Genomic DNA, 20937 nt, shown 5'->3' with positions numbered 1-20937 from the left:
ACAGCCGACCGCTCCTACGGTCCGCCGGAGATCTGGCGAGAATTGAAGCATTTTCTATTTCTCCCGGCTTATGTTTCCATTTCTTCATGCACAAGGATTGCAGGGTGCGATAAGAGCTTCTCCGCGTCCAAAATCACGATCCGTTCCGCCGTGACCCCTTTCAGATATTCCTCCCGAATGCCCGTCAGCGTCGGGAGCGGCGGCTGAATGTCGCCAAGCGGAATGCCGCGCACACCCAAAATACCGTCCGCAAGAATACCAAACTCCATTTTATCCGAGTAAATGATGATGACCTTGTTCAGATCGGTCAACCCTTTCTTCGGAAGATCAAAGAACTTCTTGATGTCAATGACCGAGAGGATCCGCCCGCGGAGATTGATCATCCCAAGGACAAACGGCGGCGTCCCCGGCAGCGGCGTGAGATCTTTCAACGGATAGACCTCACGAACATAGGATGCTTGGATGCCATACTTCTCATCAGCCAACAAAAACGCTACGACATCGAGATCCGCTTCGGCGGCTTTCTTCGCTCCGGGCTCCTGGGCCAGCGCCCTGGCCCGGATTTTGAGGATTTCTCGCTGTTCATCGGGCGTCGGTGTCAATCTTTGTTCAAGCGCCGATTGCGCAGTTTTGATGCGGCGGCGGACTTCGTCCCAATCGAGAGGCGTCGTCTGATTTCGCCGCGGGGTTATCTTCCGGTTCTTCATGCGACCGTCTCCTTAAACGTCGTCGATCGAATGATCTCCACGAGTCTCCCGGCCGTCATTCCCTCGGACGCCAGCAGGACCTCTTCCGACCGGCGCGCATTCAAAAGCGAGAGGGCGTTCGCATAATGTTTTTCCGACGCTTTGAAATTGCCTTGCTGTCGGGTCATATTTCCCAAGGCAAAATGCGCCAATGCAAAGTCGGGGTCAAGGTAAAGCGCCCGCTTCAGTGAGAGGACCGCGTCCGCAATGTGACCTTGCTCTTGGAGGACAGTGGCCAGTAGATAATGGCCCTCCGCAGACAGTTTGTCTGCAGCAATCGCTCTTTGACACCACTGGAGCGCCTCAGCAAGGTTGCCTTGATTGGCGTAGACCCGGGCCAAGAGAGTCATCGCCTTCGCGTTATCCGGATGATCTTTAAGCAGCCCGGCAATTTTTTCAGACGCCTCCGGATAACGCCCCTGGTCGTACAGCGCCGCGGCCTCTGCATAAGAATCCGGCCGGGTCTCCGCCGTCCTCTGTTTCTGATCTTCTAATGGAAGAAAAATTCCCGTTTCTTGAGCGAGGACAACCTCCGCCGCAGGCTCCGGAAGGAAATGAACCGGTGGATGAAATGAACTCCTCGGCGCTTCAACCGGTATCGCCGGGAACGCTTCCGCCGATGGAGTCGTCCTCAACAGATCGCTCTCCTTCTGATAAAGAATTACGTCGGGTAAATTGACGGTTGCATACTGTGCAAAAAGCGCCTGTGAAGTCTCGCTGGGGCTGACGATCAACCACCCGCCGTCAATCAGAGAGCGGTAAAAACGATCGACGACCTTCTTCGTACGCTCCGGAGCAAAATACATCAGGACGTTCCGGCAGAAGATGACATCCATCGCGTTGGTATTGTTCGTCAGCGACGGATAGACATCTTCGGCCAGATTCAGATAGGAGAATGTAACCCTCTTCTTGATCTCTGGAGAGATCTCAAAACGATCCCCCTTTTTTCTTTCAAAATACCGCTCCTTAATCCAGGAGGGGCTATCGCGAAAGGACCATTCGGTATACAGCCCTTCGGAGGCTTTTTGAAGAAACCGGGGATTAATGTCGGTCGCCAGGATTGTAATGTTCCAATTCTGCAGATCGGGAATTAACTTATCGAGCAGAATCGCGATGGAGTAGGGCTCTTCACCCGTGCAGCATCCCGCGCTCCAGATCCTTAAGGATCGCTCCGCTATGTGGCGCGCGCGTATGAACTCGGGAAAGATCGATTCCTCCAGGACCGCGAGACTTCTTTTCTCCCGGAAGAAGTAAGTCTCTCCGACGGTAAGGTGGCTTGCTAAAATCTCGGTCTGGCGTTGGGTCAACGGGGAGGAGAGGAGCCATTGGATACACGATCCGATATCCCGAAAGCCCAGATCACGGGCGGCGGAGCCGATTCCCCTTTCGAGGTCGCGCCAGCGTTCTCTTGGAAAGCGCAAGCCTAGGCGAGAAGCGATAAAGTCGCTGAGACGAGAGAGCTCGATGTCTAAGGGCCCGATGTCCATTCTTTCCAATTCAGATTTTCTTCATCGCTTCATTCAGTGCCCTTTCCTCTTCCCAGGAAAGGAACTTGTTGAGATCGTGAATAAGAATCATTCCATCTTTGAATTTTACGACGCCTTCGATATATTCCAGGCCGGGGACGATCTTCTCCGCAGCGATCTGCTCCTGTTCCCGGCGCTCAACGACGCCGCTCACTGCGTCCACGATCAGCGCAACAGGCCGGCTTGGGGTATGTGCAATGATCAGCTGATCGCTCAGATGAATCGCCCGCTCCGGCAAGCCGAAGCGCTTGCGGATATTGACGACAGGGAGGATGACTCCGTGTACGTTGACAATGCCGCAGACGATCTCCGGTCCTTTCGGAAGAGGAGTGACCTCCACCACGCGAACGGTTCTATCCACCACCGAGAGACGAAGCGCGTATTGGTTCTCCTCCAGTGAAAACCCGAGAAACTGATTCAAACGTTTCACTGATTGATCATCTTCTGTGAAAATCATGACGACCCGACTTTAATGAATCATGCTGTTACGACGCGGATATCCGATCTTGAGAGGATTAGCCTTTTAAGTATACCTTAGAACTCAGATGTTTGTGCCCTACTGGGCACGCGCGGGGGTGACATTCAGAGTTTTGTGCAGGTAAAAATGGGAGCTGCGATGCTTTCCTGATGATTCTGATGAGTGAGACCGCTGAGTGGATCCGCTTGATGCGGGTGCAACCGGAAAACGTCCCTATCTGTCAGGTTCCCCTCCAGACCTCAGATATCATTTTCTCAACTGATATCGGGAAGCCTCAATATCCACCGATTCCGTAAGGCGAACGTTGGGGTTGGCATATTTTCTGTGGACATGCTGAAGGGAAATGAAGAATCATTCGACAACGGCCCGAACAATATGCCGCAATCTCCGCGATGACCTACGCCGAACAGGTCAAGGCTCCTCTTCTGATTTTTCAAGGCAAGAACGATACAAGAACCCCCGCTCGCCAAAAGGTATCATCGATAACGTTTCTCATAGATTCTCTTTGCGACAATAGGAGAGGACAGAGGCGAACTGAAACATTATCCGATGAATTGCCGATTGAGCCGATCGATTCTTCCTTTCTTCTCGATCGCCTGGACGATCTCATGGATAACTTCGGAAATGTGAAACGGCTTTGTCAGATAGGCAGTTACGAACACAATTATAGTAAGGGTCCCGAGGCGCCGACGGTGATCGACCACTCATTGCTCCAGGCCGTCCCCTTGAAGCACATCACCTGTAGCACCCCGGCAGCATTCACATACCCGGCGATAAGCTCATTCTTCGTCGGCGAAGCACACAACACCGACTGAATGGCGGTACCGCCAGCAAACGTGTTTGCTGCAACACCGAACGCATTGGTTGAGTCGATGTAGTCCCGCATCCTGGAGTCGTATCACCTGAAATGCTTTAGAGAATCTTCCCGTTCGTCTGTGCTCGAACGGAGTCCGGTGTGAATAAAGCAAGGCAGAGAAAGATGAATGCAGCAAAGCCAATCAAGCGGTGGAATCTATTTCTAAAAACAAGAGCAGGTTGCTAGAAACAAAAAGGTGGGAGGATAAAGTACCTTTTGGGCGGATACAGAAGCTGCTGCTTTCCCGACCGGCGATCAGTCTCAAAGAATTCCTCAGAGCGATGGAACAGTGAAAAACCAACAGCCATCCTTGGCCGGAGTACAGCGAGAAGTCTACAATAAATTTTTACCACACTGATTTTTACGAGAGCTTAGTCCCTTAATGTAATTTGGCCGGTATCTTTACCATACCCTTTCAAAACATGTCAAAAAAAAACATTCCGATAGAGAATGATCAGAAAAATAATAGGCTTTGAAAACAGTTTGTTCGTTTGTCAGAAGCGGAGAGCCCCAAGCGCTCGATCTCCATCTCTATCAAACGCCGAGACGGCCCGTCGATCTGGTAATACTTCTTGCCGCTGACAATAGGTTTTCCAGATGGAGGACTGCCTATCCCCCAAAGAGAACAGGTCGCTGCCTTTTTCCGTTGATTTAATTTTCCTGGGTTCTCTGAGTCTTAAAACCTACGTCTTTTCTTTGATTCCTATTCTCTGATCGAATGGTATAGTTAAATTATTCTACTGTGGAATATTCTCACGCTGAGATTTAACGGTTAGCTACGATGCCTACCTCTCCTACACAACCTGGAAACGCCTGTATGAGTTCATATTCTCGGATGTTCGTTCATTTGTCTTCTTAACGGCGGCGCGGAGTGCACATGAGAGACAGATCGATTCTCATGATCAAGTATGGAAGGAGTTTCCCATGGGTGAGATAATCCGGGTTTTAATTATTGAAGATTCCTATGAAGATGCGGAGCTGTTGACCCAGGAGCTCATAAAGGGGGGGTATGATCCTCAGATAGTAGTGGTGGATACCGCAGAAAAGATGGCAGCAGCATTGGACCAGCAGGCTTGGGATATCGTGTTTTCTGACTACAGCATGCCGCATTTCAACGGCGGGCAGGCATTGCTGCTGTTGAGAGAGGACAATCCCGATCTTCCGTTCATATTCGTATCCGGGACGATCGGCGAGGAGATCGCAGTTGCCGCGATGAGAACCGGCGCCAACGACTACATCATCAAAGGGAATCTGAAGCGGCTTGTTCCCACGATGGCGCGTGAACTGGACCAGGCGAAATTGCGTCGGGAACACCGTAAGTCGGAGGTGATGGTGAAACACCTGGCATATCATGACGCGCTGACGGTGCTTCCGAACCGGACGCTGCTTCAGGACCGTCTGCAGGCGGCCATTACCGCGGCGCAGTTTGGAAACTATCCGCTGGCCCTCTTACTGATGGATTTGAATCGATTCAAGGAGATTAACGATACACTGGGGCATCATCGAGGGGACTACCTGTTACAGCAGGTCGGCCTGCTTCTCTCCGACATTTTATTCGAACCGAATCTCGTCGCCCGGCTCGGCGGGGATGAGTTTGCGGTGCTGCTGCCGAGACTCACCGGAAAAGACGATATTCACGCGGTTGCGCAGAAGATCCTCCATGCGCTGGAGAAACCGATGATGATTGAAGGCCTGCCCATCGAAGTAGAGCTCGGCATAGGAATCGCGATTTATCCCGACCATGGCGCAAATCCCGAAACGCTTCTTCAGCGGGCGGACGTAGCGATGTATACCGCCAAGGAAAACGGAAATGGCTACGCCATCTATGAAGAGAAGCTAAACCAATATAGCCCCCGTCGGCTCGTCCTGTTGGGAGAATTGCGACATGCAATCGACAAAAACGAGTTGCTGCTGCACTTCCAGCCAAAAGTCGATCTGGAGTCGGACTGTGTCGTCGGCGTGGAGGCACTCGCGCGTTGGCAGCATCCGGAGCATGGTTTCATTCCCCCGAATGAGTTTATCATTCCTGCGGAAAAAAGTGGCTTGATCAAGCCACTGACTCAGTGGGTCCTCAATGCCGCCCTTCAACAGTGCCATACCTGGCAGCAACAAGGCATCCAAATCAATGTGGCCGTCAACCTGTCTCGGCGGAATCTCCAGGACTCACAGCTTCCGGACCTCATTGCACAGCTATTATTGACCTATCATCTCGAACCGACCTGTTTGGGATTAGAAATTACAGAAAGCTCAATCATGTCAGATCCTACACATGCGGTGGAAGTTCTAACCCGCTTGAGCGGGATGGGGATCCAGATTTCGATTGATGATTTCGGTACCGGCTATTCATCCCTGTCTTCACTAGCGAAGCTACCGGTGAGTTCGCTTAAAATTGATAAATCCTTCATTCTAGGCATGACTGAAAATAAGAATGCGATGATCGTAAAATCGACCATTGGATTGGCCCATCATCTCGGTCTCAATGTTGTGGCTGAGGGGGTGGAGAGCGGCGACCTTTTGGAGAAGTTATCCGCTTTTGGTTGTGATGAGGCTCAAGGCTACTTTATTAGCAGGCCGGTGCCGGCTGAGGATCTTACCCGTTGGCTGCGGGAATCCTCCTGGAGATTGAAATAACCTTGCCAACCTTCCTCACTCCCCGAAGGTCTTCCGATCCAAACTCCGGTACTGTACCGCTTCAGAAATATCCGGCGAGGAGATGATCTCCCGCCCCTACAGATCAGCAATCGTCCGCGCCACTTTCAAAATACGGTTGTATGCTCGCGCAGACAGGTCCAGCCTCTCCATCGCCACTGTGATCAACCTTCGAGAAGGTTCATCAAAGGGCTGAAGTTCATACCGAATACCTTCTGATTAATCGGAATAATTTAGTTTATTCATACAGATCAGTATCAGCTTTTATAATCGTGCCGATTTATCATTCCGCATGAAAGTCCTTCTCTGAAATCACCCCTTTCGCAGCGAGTACTTGAATCAATGAAACTGTTCTTTCATCCATGGCTCTAAGCTGCTGGAGCATCTTCGCATTATAGTTCTCGACATATTCCAGCAGAACCTCATGTTGGGCGATTTGATGAACCATTTGCAGAAGAATTAAAATCAGGGCCTCTGCCGCTGCCTCTGGATCGTCCTTATTCGATTGGATCATATCGCGCACGATTGGTCCCATCTTTTTCTGCCACTCTGGAAATTTCTCCTTTGTGAAATCGTTCACCAAGATTCCATATTTGGAATTGATATCCGCTTCGACCTTCTCGGCCATTCGAAATTCTTTAATCTGTCTTTCCAATTCTTCCCAATTTATATCCATCATCTCTCCTCCACAGTGGTACAGCATCATAGAATGAGCCAAACAATACTTCAATGCCATTTCGGTTCATTTTCCCATTGATTTTTTTTGGGCGTAATGGGTATCCTCCGGGGTAATGTGCCTATCACAACGCGCTTTATGGAGGAGGGTATGATTACCACAAAGAGAATCTTGCTCGTCGGTGTGATTGTACTGCAAACAGCGCTCATCATTTTTTTGGGAATCACAGCGATCAATTTTCGAAACGACGGGATCAGGGCCAGGGCGGAGGCAAGCCACTATCACAGCGAACTCAAGATGCTTCATGAAGAGCATGGCGCTGTGTTAACACGGACGCTCGTTAAAAGAGAGACAATCTAATACTGAAAACTGACCGCGGAGTTGCGGAGTTATTGAATTGAGCGACAAAGTCACCGTAAAACACATTCGCTATTTATGTTTTTTCTGTGAAATAGAAGTTCTGAATTTGAGGAATCCTTGTGCCGGCTGTGGTTCCAAAAAGTATATTCCCCGGATCGAGAGGGTTCAAAAAGAAGAACGAGAAGTAGAGGAGATCATCAGGCGGCTAAAATTGGAACTTAATAAGAATACGATCTAAAGCAACAATCCCGGATGCTTTCCTAAAGAATTAGAAATCAAAAAGGCCCTTCGATGACCAAGCGCCTTCAGCGCGATGAAGCTTCTTTGTGGAGATCACGATTCCGTGCTCCCATTCTCTCATGCGTCCAGTTAGCCAGCTCCAACCCCTCCCGAGGCCTGGTTTGTCTAAACAAAACGGGTGTTTTCCAGCTATATGCGTGGGACCTTATGCGAGAAGCGCTCAGCACTCTGACCGACGCCCCCGAGGGGGTCATGCATGGTCTGATTTCTCCAGAGGGAGAGTATGTCACCTATTTTCAGGACAATCAGGGTAACGAGATCGGACGTTTGGTGCGCGTTCCATTTCATGGAGGCGCCCCGGAGGATCTCACCCCGAATCTACCCCCCTATTCGACCTTCGACTACGCGTTCAGCCCGTCCGGAAACGTCTTCGGGATCCTTCTCGCAAAGGAAGGTCTCTTCCACCTTTATTGCATTAACCTCGGACCAGGAGGCGCCATCGGAGCGCCCCGCCTCATCCACCATAGTGCGCAGGCGCTTCTGGGTCTTTCTCTTTCTTTCGGGGGAGAGATCGTCGTGGCGGGATCCACCGAGCAGAGAGAACAGCTTCATATTTCTCTGACGGCCTACGATACGACCTCAGGAAACCGGATCGCAACACTTCAAGACGGAGCGAAGGATACCCTGAGGGGGGTGGCTTTCTCCCCGATTTCAGGCGATTTTCGTCTACTGGCCTCGACGACGCGGTCTGGGGTCGAGCGGCCGCTGCTCTGGAATCCCCGCACCAAAGAGCGCCGGGATTTGGAATTCAATGAGATCGATGGAGCGCTGCTTCCTGTGGCGTGGTCCGCCGACGGACGACGCCTGCTCCTCATGCAGATGAACCGGGCCGTCCAGCAACTCTACCTTTATGACATAACCGATAATAGACTCACCCGGCTCACTCACCCCAGTGGGACCTTCGGCCCCCTCGGCGGCGGCACCTGTTTTGGGATAAACGGAGATCTCTTTTTTCGATGGCAGGATGCGACGCATCCGGCCGAAGTCATTATTCTGGATGGAAAGACAGGGGCTCGGAAAAAATCGGCACTTAATGCTGGTCCGGCGATACCCGCGCGACCCTGGAGGTCGATCACATTTCAATCATCGGATGGAGAACCGATTCAAGGTTGGTTGGCTCTACCGGAGGGCGATGGTCCCTTCCCGACGATTCTCTCCATCCATGGTGGACCCGAGATGGCCCTCACGGAGTGCTTCTCTGTTTGGAGTCAGGCATGGCTCGATCACCGATTTGCTTTCCTCACGATCAACTACCGCGGCTCGACGACCTTCGGGCGCGCCTTTCAAGAGAAGATCTGGGGGAATCCCGGATACTGGGAAGTGGAAGATCTCGCGGCCGCTCACACGTGGTTGGTCCGGGAGGGAATCGCCAATCCCAACCAGATCTTCCTCACCGGTTGGTCGTATGGCGGCTACCTCACTCTTCTGGCTTTGGGAAAATATCCTGCTCTCTGGGCCGGTGGCATGGCCGGAACGGCGATCGCAGACTGGGCGCTGGCCTATGAGGACTCCGCCGACACCATCAAAGCCTATACGGATGCCTTCTTCGGGGGGAGTCCGGTGCAGCGGCCCGAGCAATATGCCGCAAGCTCCCCGATGACCTACGCCGAACAGGTCAAGGCTCCATTACTGATCTTTCAAGGCAAGAGCGATACAAGAACCCCCGCTCGCCAAATCGAATTTTATGAGAAGAAGATGCGATCGCTTGGCAAGACGATCGAAGTTCATTGGGTAGATGCAGGTCATTTTGGCATTGCGGCTCAAGTGAAGCAACTCATCCTGTATCAAGAGAGAATGCTTCAATTCGCCTTCGAAGTCCTGGAGGTCGGAGGCAATCAGTCTGGTTCATTGGCTAAACATTAACCGGATGCGTTCCCCTTGCCATACGACCACTCACCGCCATGGACTTTTCAGAAATCGGTAGCAACATGCTTATGAATTCGTCAGGCACAGGAACAAAATCGCTCGTCTTTTTTCGTATCTCGTTCGGGAATCTCGATGCAGCCCGATGAGACCGAAAATGCACTCGCGCGGCTGGAATTAATCAAAGCGCGCCTTATCTCCCTCGTCCAATCGAGCTTCAGAAGTGATGCCTCAGGAGAGAACCGGATCAACGATGAAGATTATCGGTCGATCCTCAAGTGCATTTCAGAGATTGAGGCTCTGCTCGAAACTGCACCAATTAATCCAGAACAGAAAGAATTGGCCAGGACCGCACTCATCAGCGCTAAAGAGATTCTTCTGAGTGCCAGACTTGTTCACGGAAAATCCACTGAGTGACAACATCCGATACATCGCCCGAACTTCCAGCACAAGACGAATAACTGCCGAAAGTGCTCTCTGAGAGTCACACCCGCTGCTCTCCATCCTTCATCCAGCGAAGAAAAAGGCGCTCTCCCATCCATTGAAGTGCTTTCAGTCTAAAATCAGCCTATCCCCTTTTATTTAACGGAACCTTCCGTTAACCCCACTCCCATTCCGCGTCCCTACGGGCCCCACCCCTCCCCCGCCCGCATACCCCGCGCGAGCGCTCCATCCCCTTCGCGGCCCTCCCTGCTCCTCCCCCCGGCACACACGCGAAAGGGCGACAAAACTCTCTCAAAATTCTCGAAAACTCGAAAACGGGCCGATAGGAAAGGCAAGACGGGCGCGGCAGGGTCTCCGCGTGCGAGGGCGGGAAGATGCCGGGGGGCGGGCGGAATCATTATTCCGTTAACGGAATGTTCCGTTAAATTAACTCGGAAGGAAGCGGGCGGGATTCTCATTGACACCCGGCGCCGAGGTCTTTATAATCAGATTATCTGATTTTCTGATAATCAGACAATTCGACAGGGAGCGGGATGGAGGTCGTCCGGATCGGGAAGCGAGGAACGATCGTGCTGCCGGCGGCGCTGCGCCGGCAATTCGGCCTGGAAGAAGGATCGGTCGTCCTCGCCGAAATCAGAGACGAGGGGATCGTCCTTCGCCCCGCGGTCGTGGTTCCGGCCGACAGCCAGCAGAGGCGCGCCGAGATTCTGCTCTCGACGGCCGCCAACGAGAAGGACTACGCCCGGGCCGAGAAAGAGGTGCGCCGGATGGGGATCGATCCCGCGAAGGTCCGGCACCGAAAACCGAAATCTTAAAAGGATCCCGATGAATCAGACGGAAGCCGTTCGGGTCTGGGAATTCGAAGAAATTTGGCAGAAAGGGAGTGCCGCCCTGCGGATGAGCGGGAAATACTTTCGCGGCGAGTATGGGGTCTGGCTCGAGCTCGCGGGCGCGCTCCCGGGAAAAGAGAAGATCATCCCCAAAGCGGGCGGCCGCAAATACGATTGGGAGGGAAAGCTGGTCTTTCGCTTAAGCAGCGATGATCTCGGCAAGATCGGCTGGGGGCTGGAGCAGCCGCAGAAGGGATCGCTTGTCTCTCTGCTGCATGAGTATCACGAAAAACGAAAGCAGCTCGATATCGCGATGGATGGGCCGGCGCGCTTTTTCGTCAGCGGCCAGGAGGGGGCCTCGGGAGAGGAGGAGAGGAAGAAAATCTCGGTCCTCCTCGACGGGGGCGGTTTCTGGAAATTACGTCAATGTGTTCGGATCGGATACGAGGGGGTGATATGGCTTCAGAACGAATTCGAAGAGCGGAAAAGATGAGTCATGTGAAGCTCGTCAGCGCGCTTCCGAAGGATGAGCGGTTTATTCCCCTTCGGAAATTTCTCGCCGCCTGCCCGGGCGCCCGGGAGCAGAAGGTGAGATTTCGGGACGCCGTCCATTATTTGGTCGAGCGGAAGTATCTCACGGTGGTCGCCAAACCGGTGCGGGAGCGGGCCAGACGACTCTATGATCGGGAGCAGATTCCGCTGTTCCGACAGATCCTCGCGATGCATCGGAACGGACTGACCCTCGAGAAAGCCTATGAGATCGCCTCGAATCGGCTCAAACAGAAGCGGCTCTTTTAAAGCGGCGGTCTTCCCGGGGTAGATGGGACGCCTATTCGGCGTCGATGGGAATGATTCCCTTCGCGATGGCGTATCGGACCAGCTGCGCGACGTTTCGGAAGGCGAGCTTGTTCATGATGTTCGCGCGGTGCGTTTCGACCGTCTTCGGCCGCACGCCGAGCTGTTCGGCGATCTCCCTGTTCTTAAATCCGAGTGCGGCCAGCCGGAGCACCTCCATCTCCCGGGGAGTGATCTGTCGCGCTTTGACAGGATTTGGAACGACCTCTTTCTTGATCTCGACCACCGCTTTCTTCAATGCTGTCGGCATCTTCGCCTCTCTCCTCTGATCTATAAACTCTTTTTCAGCCCCGGCGCCGCCTTGAATTTCACCGATTTGGACGCTTTGATCTTAATCGGCTGACCGGTCTGAGGATTTCTCCCCTTTCGTGCGGCACGGGCCTTCACGGTAAAGGTTCCGAAGCCCGGAAAGGAGAACCGACCTGCCTTCTTCACCCCTTTCGCGATCGCCGCGAAGGTATCATCCACAATCGCCACGACGGCCTTTCGGGTGAGACCACTGCCCGCATGGGCTTTCGCAATCACATCGATAAGATCTGTTTTATTCATACAACCCTCCTGGAAGAGATTGGTAAAACAGTACGGAATTTTAGCGAGTCGGTCACCGAAAGTCAAAAGAAAACGCTAAGGATGATTCTTAACTGAAGGGAGAATTGTCCCTCCTCTTCAGTTCATCAAAAACCAGGGAGACTCGATTCGTAGTTTCCGGTGGGAAAGAAATCCTCCAGAAAAAAAACTATGAGAAACTGCAATAGGAGAAGACAGCAGCAAGGTGAAGCATCCTCTATGTGAACTGCCGATTGAGCCGATCTACTTTTCCTTTCTTCTCGATCGCCTGGACAATCTCATTGGTAAATTCAGAAATGTTAAATGGCTTCGTCAGATAACCGCACGCACCGAGCCGAACCAACTCAATCGCGTTTTTGATCGTCCCATATCCAGTCATGATCAAGACCTCAATTTGGGAATCATCGGTTTGATTGCCCGCAGGACAGCCAGTCCACCCATTCCCGGCATTCTCAGATCAAGCGCACCACATCGATTTTCTTTTTTGGATGATTTGCAGGGCCTGCAGACCCTCTTCCGCCATCCTCGATGCGGTAATGCGGTGTGAGGATCATCTTGAGTGATTCCCGAGAACCCCTTTCGTCATCAACAATTAAAATCGTATGCTTGACTTCCATTCCGCCTACCTCTTGATCCTTTATATACCCGATGTGAATTGATCTTATATCGATCCCCGCTCTGGACAAGGTGGTGGTCATCAATCCCTTGACATAAACCAATCGAATCTGTATTCTCTTGTAGACATTGGGAGAGTTTATGTTTTCGAGTAGAAAAATAAAGTTGTTGATTCTCGTTATCCTCGGGTTCTCCTTTCTGACCCTCTCATTGGCCAGCGCTTGCATGGTTCCGGATTGGGCGCCGAAGGCCGATGACTGCTGCGTCTTACCATGCAAAACGGTTTCTTCACCGGAGCTGGCCAAGAGTTACTGCGATCTATCTAATCAACAGCGCTCGCTGCACTCCGGGCCCCAGCTCCCCGCGCCGGCAGTTCTTGTGGAAGATGGGCTTGCCCTGATCGCCCACTCGCTCAAAGCCCCTCCTCCCGTTTTCTTATCCCGATTTGAATTAGATCATTCCATACAACAGCCCCAAGAGGATCTCTTTATCCTCCACCGTACCCTTCTGCTTTAAATCAATCCCCTACAAAAACGAATCGTAAGTGATCGCCTGCTCGTCTGAAAATCAGAGCGGTGATTGCTCATCTCTACATTTACTCAACTCATATTTAAATAAGCTGGAGTGGTCTACGATGAAACGACTTCTCTTGTCCTTTATTTTTCTCATTTGCACGGTTGGGGTGCCGGTCGGCGTTTTTGGCGCCGAGGAGGAATCTTTTGAAACACTCAGCTTGGAAGAGGTCCTTCAACAGGTTGCCGAAAGGAACCCGGAAATTTCAGCGGCACGAAGACAAGTGGACGCGGCGGAAGAGCGAATTCCACAGGCCCGTGCCTTCGACGATCCCCAGGTCGGCCTGATGCAGTGGTCGATCCCTTCGAACTTCAATCTGTTTGATGCGAATGAGACCTGGTATATCGTCTCTCAAAACGTTCCCTTTTTTGGAAAAAGGGAGCTTCGAGGCAGGGTCGCGAAGCTGGAAAGCGCGATGGCTTGTGAAGATTTTCATGGCGTGGAGAAAAGAATCATCGCCCAAGCCAAGCAGGCCTACTACGACCTCTTTTTTGCGCATAAAGCGCTCGACATTCACCATGAGCAGGTAGAACTGGCCCGACGATTCTCTCAAATTGCCCGGGAGAAATTTGCGGTGGGGGAAGTCGGTCAGCAGGATGTGATCCGCGCCCAGGTGGAGCTGCTGGATCTTTCCAATGCGCTGATTACTCTGGAGCAAGAGCGGGAGACCGCCGTGGCGCGACTGAATGCTCTCTTGAATCGGCCGCCCCAATCTCCGCTGGGGGCGCCTCAAACACCCACGGTTCCATTCTTCGAGCTTCCGTTGGAGACGCTGCAAAAGGAGGCGGAGGAGGAGCGGCCCGAAAATCGAATGCAGGTCCTGGCGATTCGGCGCGGTGCCGAGGCGGTGAAGCTGGCCAAACGGGACCTCTTTCCGGATTTTATGACAGAGATTGCTTATTGGGATGTCCACGACGGCCCCAACCGATGGATGGCGACGATTCGAATCAATCTCCCCTGGTTCAATAAGAAAAAGTATGAGGCCCGGATTCGTGAAAACGAGGCGGAGCGAATGCGTGCCCAGTCCGCCTATCAGGCGGCGATCAATGAAACGCAGTTTCGGGTCAAAGATCTTTTTGTCCGGTTTCAGACAAACAGGCGGCTGGTCAAACTCTATGAAGACGGCATTCTACCGCTGGCCGAGCAATCGCTGGAGGCGGCGACTGTCGGATATCAGACAAAGAAGAATGATTTCTTGACGCTAGTTGAGGCGCAGCAAAATCTACGGGAAATGGAGCTCACTTATTTTCGATTTCTGGCGGATGTGAACAAAAACCTGGCCGAGTTGGAAGAGGTGGTTGGAAGAGCGTTTTAATAAAAAATGATAAAGGAGGATATCCACATGAAAAAGTTACAAAAAATGAGGAGAACAGCGAAGATCGCTTTCTTGCTCGTCATGATCGCGGTTGGGGCTTTCTTCACCTTGCGCATGACCCACAATCAGGCAATGGGGATCACCGAAACAGCGCAGGCGATGCAGGAGATGGAAGGAATGAACATGGGGACCAATGAGACCGGTCAGGCGATGGCGATGCTGACCCCTCAAAAAAAGCAGTTGATCGGGGTCAAAATCGCCCAGGTCCAGGAGAAAGAGGCGGAGAAGGTCATTCGAGCCGTCGGCAGGGTGGCTTACGATGAGCGGAAGCTTGCTCAGATCAATCTTCGGATCGATGGCTGGATCCAGGACCTCTTTGTCAACTTCACCGGTCAGGAGGTGAGAAAAGGAGAGCCGCTCTTCACACTCTACTCCCCTGATTTGCTCTCCACACAGCAGGAGTATCTACTGGCTAAAAGGAGTCAGGAAAAACTTGCGGCAAGCCCGATCGCCGATGTTCGGGAGACCGGAGAGACGTTGGTCTCTTCGGCCCGAGAGAGGCTCCTTTTGTGGGAGATTACCGAAAAACAGATTCAGGAGCTTGAGAAGCGAGGCACCCCCCAGACCTATATGACCATCCATGCGCCGATCAACGGTATCGTGACCAAAAGGGAGGGAACCAGGGGGATGCGCGTGACCCCTGGGATGACCCTTTACGAAATTGCCGACATCTCGACGGTTTGGGTCTTTGCCGATGTCTATGAATACGAGCTCTCCTACATCAAAACAGGGCAGGAGGCCGACATCATGGTCGATGCCTATCCGGGAGAGCAGTTTCGCGGGAAGGTTACTTTCATCGATCCTTTTTTAAATCCCCAAACCCGGACGGTGCGTGTCCGGCTGGAACTGCCGAACCCCGGTTTTAAGTTGAAACCGGAAATGTTCGCCCAGGTGGAATTGAAGTCTCCTGTGGGGAAGGGACTTGTGATTCCCGAGTCGGCGATCCTCGACTCCGGCCTGCGCCAGATCGTCTTCATTGACAAAGGGATGGAGATGTATGCGCCCCGCGAGATCAAGGCGCGCCGGCTTGACGGTGATTATCTAGTTTTAGAAGGGCTCACGGCGGGAGAGCGGATTGTCACCTCGGCCAATTTCCTGATCGATGCCGAAAGCAAGCTGATGGCGTCGGCCAACATGATGGGGGCGCTCGGGATGGCCGGCGTCAAGATGGAGCAGGCCCAGATGGGTGAAATGGACATGGACATGAAAGGGATGGAAGGAATGAAGGGGGAGAAAGCTCCCACAGGACCCCAAACCAAGAAGGCAGGCGATCTCACACTGACCCTGTCGACCGAGCCAGCCCCTCCGAAAGAGGGGGAGAACCTCCTTCGGTTGAAAGTGGTCGATGCCTCCGGAAAATCGATTGAGAACGCCAAGGTCGTCTTTTCTTACACCATGCCGATGCCGGGGATGAAGGCGGTCAAGGCGCCGGCCTCCTTTAAAAACGGCCAATATGAAGGTAAAGCCAAGTTCGGCATGGCCGGGACGTGGGAGGTGACCGCGATCGTGACCTCGCCCGGAAAGCCGGAGGTCCAGGAAAAATTCACCCTGGAGGCCGGCGGAGGCGAGATGGAAGGAATGGAGGGAATGCCTGGGATGTGATGGGGCCGGAGGGGTCGTGCGGATGATCCCCAGACCCCTCCGGAAAGCCGATTTACCGACAGGAGTCACCATGCTTGCAAAAATCATTGAATACAGCGCAAAAAACAAGTTCCTCATCTTTTTGATGATCTTCTTCCTCTCGGCCTGGGGAATCTGGGCGATGCGGAAGGTCCCATTGGATGCGATTCCCGACCTCTCCGATGTCCAGGTGATCATCTACACGGAATGGCCCGGTCGAAGTCCGGACCTGGTCGAAGACCAGATCACTTACCCGATCGTCACTTCGATGATCGCTGCCCCCAAGGTGAAAAATGTTCGGGGGCAGTCGATGCTCGGCTTCTCGTTCGTCTACGTTATTTTCGAGGATGACACCGACATGTATTGGGCGCGAAGCCGGGTCTTGGAATATATGCAGGGGGTCTCCGACAAGCTCCCGGAAGGGATCACGCCGCGATTGGGTCCCGACGCCACCGGCGTCGGCTGGGTCTATGAATATGCGCTGGTGGATGAGACGGGCCGGCATGACCTTGCGGAGCTTCGCTCTTTTCAGGATTGGACGCTTCGCTACTGGCTGCAGGCGGTGCCGGGAGTGGCCGAGGTCGCCTCGATCGGCGGTTTCGTGAAGCAATATCAGGTGAATATCGACCCGAATAAACTCTTGGCCTACAACATCTCCCTTCGCGAGGTGACCGAGCAGATCCGGATGAGCAACAACGATGTGGGAGGACGGGTCATTGAGCAGGCGGGCCGGGAGTATATGGTCCGCGGCCGGGGATACATTCAGTCCCTCGACGACCTCAGAAGCGTTGTGCTGGGGACCACTCAGCAAGGCACCCCCATTCGTGTGGCCGACGTGGCGCGCGTGAGCTTCGGCCCCGACATCCGCAGAGGGGTGGTCGAATTGGATGGAAAAGGAGAGGTGGTCGGCGGGATTATCGTCATGCGCTATGGCGCAAACGCCCTGGAGGTGATCGAGAATGTGAAGGCGAAGCTTAAGGAGATCGAACCCTCCCTGCCGGAGGGTGTGAAAATTGTGCCGACGTATGACCGCTCGGAGCTGATTCATGCCTCCATCGATACCTTGAAGGAAGAATTGATCAAACTGGCGATTGTGGTGAGCATCGTGACGGCGGTCTTCCTCTTCCATCTTCCGAGCGCCCTTGTCGCGATCATTACCCTACCGGTGGCGATCCTGATCTCCTTTATTCTGATGTATTACCTCGGGATTACGTCGAATATCATGTCGCTCGGCGGGATTGCGATCGCGATCGGGGCGATGGTCGACTCTTCGATCGTGATGGTGGAGAATGCCCATAAGAAGCTGGAGCGGTGGGAGGAGAATGGAAAAGTTGGAAGCCGCACCGACGTCATCATCGACGCGGCCAAAGAGGTCGGGCCGGCCCTCTTCTTCGCTCTCTTGATCATCTCCGTCGGTTTTCTCCCGATCTTTGTCCTGCAAGGGCAGGAAGGGCGGCTCTTCAGCCCGCTCGCCTATACCAAGACCTTCGCCATGTTCTTCTCCGCGTTTCTTGCGATCACCCTCACCCCGGTGTTGATGGTCCTTTTCATTCGGGGAAAGATTCGGTCGGAAGCGCAAAATCCGATCAGTCGCTTTTTAATTGCGATTTACGATCCTGCCCTTCGATGGGTCCTCCGATGGCCGAAGACGGTCCTGGCGCTGACGGTCCTGCTTCTTCTCTCCACTGTTCCTGTTTTTTTAAAGCTGGGATCTGAATTTATGCCCCCTTTGAATGAAGGGACGATCCTCTATATGCCGACGACCCTGCCCGGTATTTCAATCACCGAGGCGACGCGGATCTTGAAACTTCAGGATCAGATGCTCAAAGAGATTCCGGAGGTTGCGCGGGTCTTCGGCAAGATCGGCCAGGCGCAGACCCCCACCGACCCCGCGCCGCTGTCGATGACGGAGACGACCATCACCTTAAAACCGAAAGATCAATGGCGGCCCGGGATGACCTGGGACAAGCTCATTGCCGAGATGGACAAAAAACTCCGATTTCCCGGAATGCCGAACATCTGGTGGATGCCGATCCAGACGAGGACCGAGATGCTGGCGACCGGTGTCCGAAGCAGTGTCGGGATCAAGATCCTCGGAGCAAACCTGGAGGAGATCGAGAAGATCGGCCGCCAGATTGAGGGGGTCATGGGGACAGTGCCCGGAACGCGCTCCGCTTTCTTCGAACGGGTCACCGGCGGTTATTACCTCGATTTTAAAATCAACCGCCGGGAGGCGGCCCGATACGGGCTGACCGTGGGGGAGATCGAAGAAGTGATCGAATCGGCCGTCGGCGGCAAAAACATCTCACAGGTCATCGCGGGCCGGGAGCGTTATCCGATCAATGTCCGCTATCCCAGGGAGTACCGGGACGACATCGAGAAACTCAAACGGGTCCTTGTAGCCACGCCGAGCGGCGCACAGATCCCGCTGGCGCAGGTAGCCAAGATCGGATATACGGAAGGACCGCCGATGATAAAAAATGAAAACGGGATGCTCTCCGGCACCGTTTTTGTCGATGTGGCGGGGAGAGACCTCGGCGGTTTTGTGCAGGAGGCCAAAAAGGTCGTGGCGGAAAAGGTGAAGATGCCGGCCGGCTATGGCCTGATCTGGGCCGGACAGTACGAATATCTCGAGCGCGCCAAGGGCCTATTGATGTATGTGGTCCCGTTGACCCTTCTGATTGTTTTTCTGCTTCTTTATCTTCACTTCAAATCGGTTCAGGAGGCCCTCATCATCTTCCTGGCGATTCCCTTCTCGCTGATCGGCGCGACCTGGATTATTTATCTTTTGGGCTACAACATGAGCATCGCGGTCTGGGTCGGGATCATCGCGCTGGCGGGCGTCGATGCCGAAACCGGCGTGGTGATGATCCTTTATCTGGATGAAGCCTTCTACCGGAGAAGGGAGGAAGGGAAAATGGCGACCCTCTCCGACCTCTATGCGGCGGCGATGGAAGGGGCGGTCCAGCGGGTCCGCCCGAAGCTGATGACGGTTTCGACCACGATTGCAGGTTTGGTCCCGATCCTCTGGAGCACCGGCACCGGCGCCGATGTCATGAAGCGGATTGCCGCTCCGATGGTCGGCGGGATGGTCACGGCGACAATCCTGGAGCTTCTGGTCCTGCCGGTCATCTACATTCTCTGGAGGAAATCGAGCCTGATGAATCAGATCGAAAAGAGACCAAGGGTGGAGCAGGAGGTGGCGCATTGAACGCGCACAGCAAGCGCAAAGTGCAGCTATTAGACGCGCATAGTGCCTCTTTTCACTTCGCTGAGCGCAGTGAAGCAATCCTTGCCCTTCTAGAGCGAGGTTGGCGATCGAATAAATAAAAGTGGTTCTTTTTCCCTCGGGTCGAAGAATCCCCACCCTCTGGGGCAGGGTTCTTCAATTCTTTCTGGCGAACTTCAAGAGGACGCGAAAATGATGAACAGAAACCAATATGCAGTGATGCTCGGCTTAGCGATGGTCTCAGGCCTGGCCAGTGGTCTTTTGGCCTGGCTTCTTCTTGATAATCTCGCATCGGCCCAGAAGATCCCGGACGTTGATCAAACAGAATCCCATCCCGCCAGAATGATTGCGGCGGAGGAGATCTCCCTCGTAGATAAGGATCGCAAAGTCCGTGCGTCCTTAGCAATCCAGCCAGATGGGAGCATGGGGTTGCACCTTATCGATCAAGAAGGAAGACCCCGCCTTGCGGTCGGTCTGCTCGCAGATGGAAGCCCTGTCCTTAATCTTGCAGATCAGAATGGCAGGCCCCGCGCCGGCTTGAGCCTGATGGAAGACGGCAGTCCCGGTTTGGCATTCCATGATCAAAATGGTAAATTGCGGGCTGGTCTCGGCTTGAATCACAAAGGAAACCCGGGCCTATACTTTTATGATCAGAAGAGTGATCGGCGCATGAGTCTGATTCTGCTCGATGGAAGTCCAAGCTTGGGTCTTTTCGATCCGAAGGATAAAGTGCGTATTGGGCTTGGAGTCGGCGGAGACGGCGGCTCGGCGATGATCCTCTCCGACCGGAATGGCAAATTGCGCGCAGGGCTCGGTCTACAGCCGGATGGGAGCCCTGGCCTCAAGCTCTATGACAAAAGCGGCGCGCGCCGCGCCGAGCTGGCTTTAACGCCGCAAGGGAAACCTGACCTCTCCTTTTTTGATGAGAAAGGGGAAAAGAGCCAGAACAAAGAGAAAGACCGATTTTAAATTCTTCGTAGGGAATACAACTTGAGAAAAACTTCACTTTTTGCCATATTTTTTCCCGGATCGTTTTCCAGTGTGTCCTTTCTTCCCCACCAAGCTGCAAGATAAGATCGCTCCGCCTGCACGATGACCTGCTTATGCGCCCAATCGAGGATTCGATCGATCTCAGGATTTGCCACCCGGTAGATCGCCATCCGGCCCTGTTTCTCCATTTCGGCCAATCCACAGGTTCTCAAACAATTGAGATGGTGGGAGACGAGATTCTGCGGTTTGCCGAGCGCCTCGTAGATTTTCGTCACGTGCATCGGCCCTTTCTGGTGAAGCAACTCTAAGATCTGAAGCCGCGTCGGATCGGCCAGCGCCGAGAAGAGGCCGACCTGGGCAGAAAGCAGTTCATCCTGGATCATGA

The 20937-nt window shown here is 53.4% G+C and carries 21 protein-coding genes and 1 pseudogene; 11 read left to right on the top strand and 11 right to left on the bottom strand.

Going from position 1 to position 20937, the window contains the following annotated elements; translation table 11 throughout:
• Positions 1-68 precede the first annotated feature (68 nt).
• The 4 genes from MNODULE_RS22250 to MNODULE_RS22235 form a co-directional block, all read right to left on the bottom strand.
• The gene (locus tag MNODULE_RS22250) at positions 69-707 is read right to left on the bottom strand and encodes a chemotaxis protein CheW (RefSeq protein ID WP_168063399.1); all 639 of its coding nucleotides are present in this window, start codon (positions 705-707) and stop codon (positions 69-71) included.
• Positions 704-2233, bottom strand: a complete 1530-nt coding sequence (locus tag MNODULE_RS22245) for a CheR family methyltransferase (protein WP_168063398.1) — start codon at positions 2231-2233, stop codon at positions 704-706. Before MNODULE_RS22245 ends, MNODULE_RS22250 begins: the two co-directional genes overlap by 4 nt.
• 10 nt (positions 2234-2243) lie before the next feature.
• Positions 2244-2702, bottom strand: a complete 459-nt coding sequence (locus MNODULE_RS22240) for a chemotaxis protein CheW (RefSeq protein ID WP_202882322.1) — start codon at positions 2700-2702, stop codon at positions 2244-2246.
• A 590-nt stretch (positions 2703-3292) separates the two neighbouring features.
• Positions 3293-3454, bottom strand: coding sequence for a hypothetical protein (locus MNODULE_RS22235; RefSeq protein WP_168063396.1), 162 nt, complete (start codon positions 3452-3454; stop codon positions 3293-3295).
• Positions 3455-4530: 1076 nt separating this feature from the next.
• Here MNODULE_RS22235 and MNODULE_RS25555 point away from each other — a divergent pair.
• Both MNODULE_RS25555 and MNODULE_RS22230 read left to right on the top strand, forming a co-directional pair.
• Positions 4531-4842 (top strand): annotated as a pseudogene (locus MNODULE_RS25555) (response regulator); the annotation flags it as partial.
• Positions 4819-6237 carry a putative bifunctional diguanylate cyclase/phosphodiesterase gene (locus tag MNODULE_RS22230; protein ID WP_422666771.1) on the top strand — a complete coding sequence of 473 codons (1419 nt, stop codon included), beginning with the start codon at positions 4819-4821 and terminating at the stop codon, positions 6235-6237. The pseudogene MNODULE_RS25555 and the gene MNODULE_RS22230, both read left to right, overlap by 24 nt.
• 96 nt (positions 6238-6333) lie before the next feature.
• On the opposite strand, the gene MNODULE_RS25550 is transcribed toward MNODULE_RS22230, so the two are convergent.
• Positions 6334-6465 (bottom strand): magnesium chelatase subunit ChlI family protein, encoded by a 132-nt coding sequence (locus MNODULE_RS25550; protein ID WP_422666770.1) that lies wholly within the window; start codon positions 6463-6465, stop codon positions 6334-6336.
• A gap of 73 nt (positions 6466-6538) precedes the next feature.
• Positions 6539-6934, bottom strand: a complete 396-nt coding sequence (locus MNODULE_RS22220) for a hypothetical protein (RefSeq protein WP_168063394.1) — start codon at positions 6932-6934, stop codon at positions 6539-6541.
• Between the two features lie 804 nt (positions 6935-7738).
• On the opposite strand from MNODULE_RS22220, the gene MNODULE_RS22215 reads away from it, so the two are divergent.
• From MNODULE_RS22215 to MNODULE_RS22195, 5 genes are all read left to right on the top strand, one after another.
• Complete coding sequence (locus MNODULE_RS22215; RefSeq protein ID WP_168063393.1) at positions 7739-9454, top strand: prolyl oligopeptidase family serine peptidase; 1716 nt, start codon at positions 7739-7741, stop codon at positions 9452-9454.
• Between the two features lie 135 nt (positions 9455-9589).
• Entirely contained in the window at positions 9590-9871 is a 282-nt protein-coding gene (locus tag MNODULE_RS22210; RefSeq protein ID WP_168063392.1) for a hypothetical protein, read from the top strand.
• A gap of 560 nt (positions 9872-10431) precedes the next feature.
• Entirely contained in the window at positions 10432-10713 is a 282-nt protein-coding gene (locus MNODULE_RS22205) for an AbrB/MazE/SpoVT family DNA-binding domain-containing protein (RefSeq protein WP_168063391.1), read from the top strand.
• A 10-nt stretch (positions 10714-10723) separates the two neighbouring features.
• On the top strand, positions 10724-11221 hold the full coding sequence (locus MNODULE_RS22200; RefSeq protein WP_168063390.1) for a hypothetical protein: 498 nt from the start codon (positions 10724-10726) through the stop codon (positions 11219-11221).
• The gene (locus MNODULE_RS22195; RefSeq protein ID WP_168063389.1) at positions 11218-11526 is read left to right on the top strand and encodes a MerR family transcriptional regulator; all 309 of its coding nucleotides are present in this window, start codon (positions 11218-11220) and stop codon (positions 11524-11526) included. Before MNODULE_RS22200 ends, MNODULE_RS22195 begins: the two co-directional genes overlap by 4 nt.
• 31 nt (positions 11527-11557) lie before the next feature.
• Here MNODULE_RS22195 and MNODULE_RS22190 read toward each other — a convergent pair whose 3' ends face one another.
• The 4 genes from MNODULE_RS22190 to MNODULE_RS22175 all read right to left on the bottom strand — a co-directional run bounded on the left by MNODULE_RS22190 (position 11558) and on the right by MNODULE_RS22175 (position 13070).
• The gene (locus MNODULE_RS22190) at positions 11558-11833 is read right to left on the bottom strand and encodes a response regulator transcription factor (protein WP_168063388.1); all 276 of its coding nucleotides are present in this window, start codon (positions 11831-11833) and stop codon (positions 11558-11560) included.
• Between the two features lie 20 nt (positions 11834-11853).
• Positions 11854-12132 carry an HU family DNA-binding protein gene (locus MNODULE_RS22185; protein WP_168063387.1) on the bottom strand — a complete coding sequence of 93 codons (279 nt, stop codon included), beginning with the start codon at positions 12130-12132 and terminating at the stop codon, positions 11854-11856.
• A 235-nt stretch (positions 12133-12367) separates the two neighbouring features.
• Positions 12368-12529 (bottom strand): hypothetical protein, encoded by a 162-nt coding sequence (locus MNODULE_RS22180; protein WP_168063386.1) that lies wholly within the window; start codon positions 12527-12529, stop codon positions 12368-12370.
• Positions 12530-12602: 73 nt separating this feature from the next.
• Complete coding sequence (locus MNODULE_RS22175) at positions 12603-13070, bottom strand: response regulator (protein WP_168063385.1); 468 nt, start codon at positions 13068-13070, stop codon at positions 12603-12605.
• Between the two features lie 329 nt (positions 13071-13399).
• Here MNODULE_RS22175 and MNODULE_RS22170 point away from each other — a divergent pair, with 329 nt between their 5' ends.
• From MNODULE_RS22170 to MNODULE_RS22155, 4 genes are all read left to right on the top strand, one after another.
• The gene (locus MNODULE_RS22170; RefSeq protein ID WP_168063384.1) at positions 13400-14653 is read left to right on the top strand and encodes a TolC family protein; all 1254 of its coding nucleotides are present in this window, start codon (positions 13400-13402) and stop codon (positions 14651-14653) included.
• A 27-nt stretch (positions 14654-14680) separates the two neighbouring features.
• On the top strand, positions 14681-16315 hold the full coding sequence (locus MNODULE_RS22165) for an efflux RND transporter periplasmic adaptor subunit (RefSeq protein WP_168063383.1): 1635 nt from the start codon (positions 14681-14683) through the stop codon (positions 16313-16315).
• 70 nt (positions 16316-16385) lie between these two features.
• Positions 16386-19544: an efflux RND transporter permease subunit gene (locus tag MNODULE_RS22160; RefSeq protein WP_168063382.1), complete on the top strand. Its 3159-nt coding sequence runs from the start codon at positions 16386-16388 to the stop codon at positions 19542-19544.
• A gap of 210 nt (positions 19545-19754) precedes the next feature.
• On the top strand, positions 19755-20531 hold the full coding sequence (locus MNODULE_RS22155) for a hypothetical protein (protein ID WP_168063381.1): 777 nt from the start codon (positions 19755-19757) through the stop codon (positions 20529-20531).
• On the opposite strand, the gene MNODULE_RS22150 is transcribed toward MNODULE_RS22155, so the two are convergent.
• On the bottom strand, positions 20528-20935 hold the full coding sequence (locus tag MNODULE_RS22150; protein WP_168063380.1) for an ArsR/SmtB family transcription factor: 408 nt from the start codon (positions 20933-20935) through the stop codon (positions 20528-20530). The genes MNODULE_RS22155 and MNODULE_RS22150 overlap by 4 nt on opposite strands.
• Between the last annotated feature and the right edge of the window lie 2 nt (positions 20936-20937).

This window comes from Candidatus Manganitrophus noduliformans (genome assembly GCF_012184425.1).
GTDB classification, from domain to species: Bacteria; Nitrospirota; Nitrospiria; order SBBL01; family Manganitrophaceae; genus Manganitrophus; species Manganitrophus noduliformans.
Note: the sequence above shows the minus strand (reverse complement) of the source record. Positions and strands in the feature narration are given on the sequence as shown.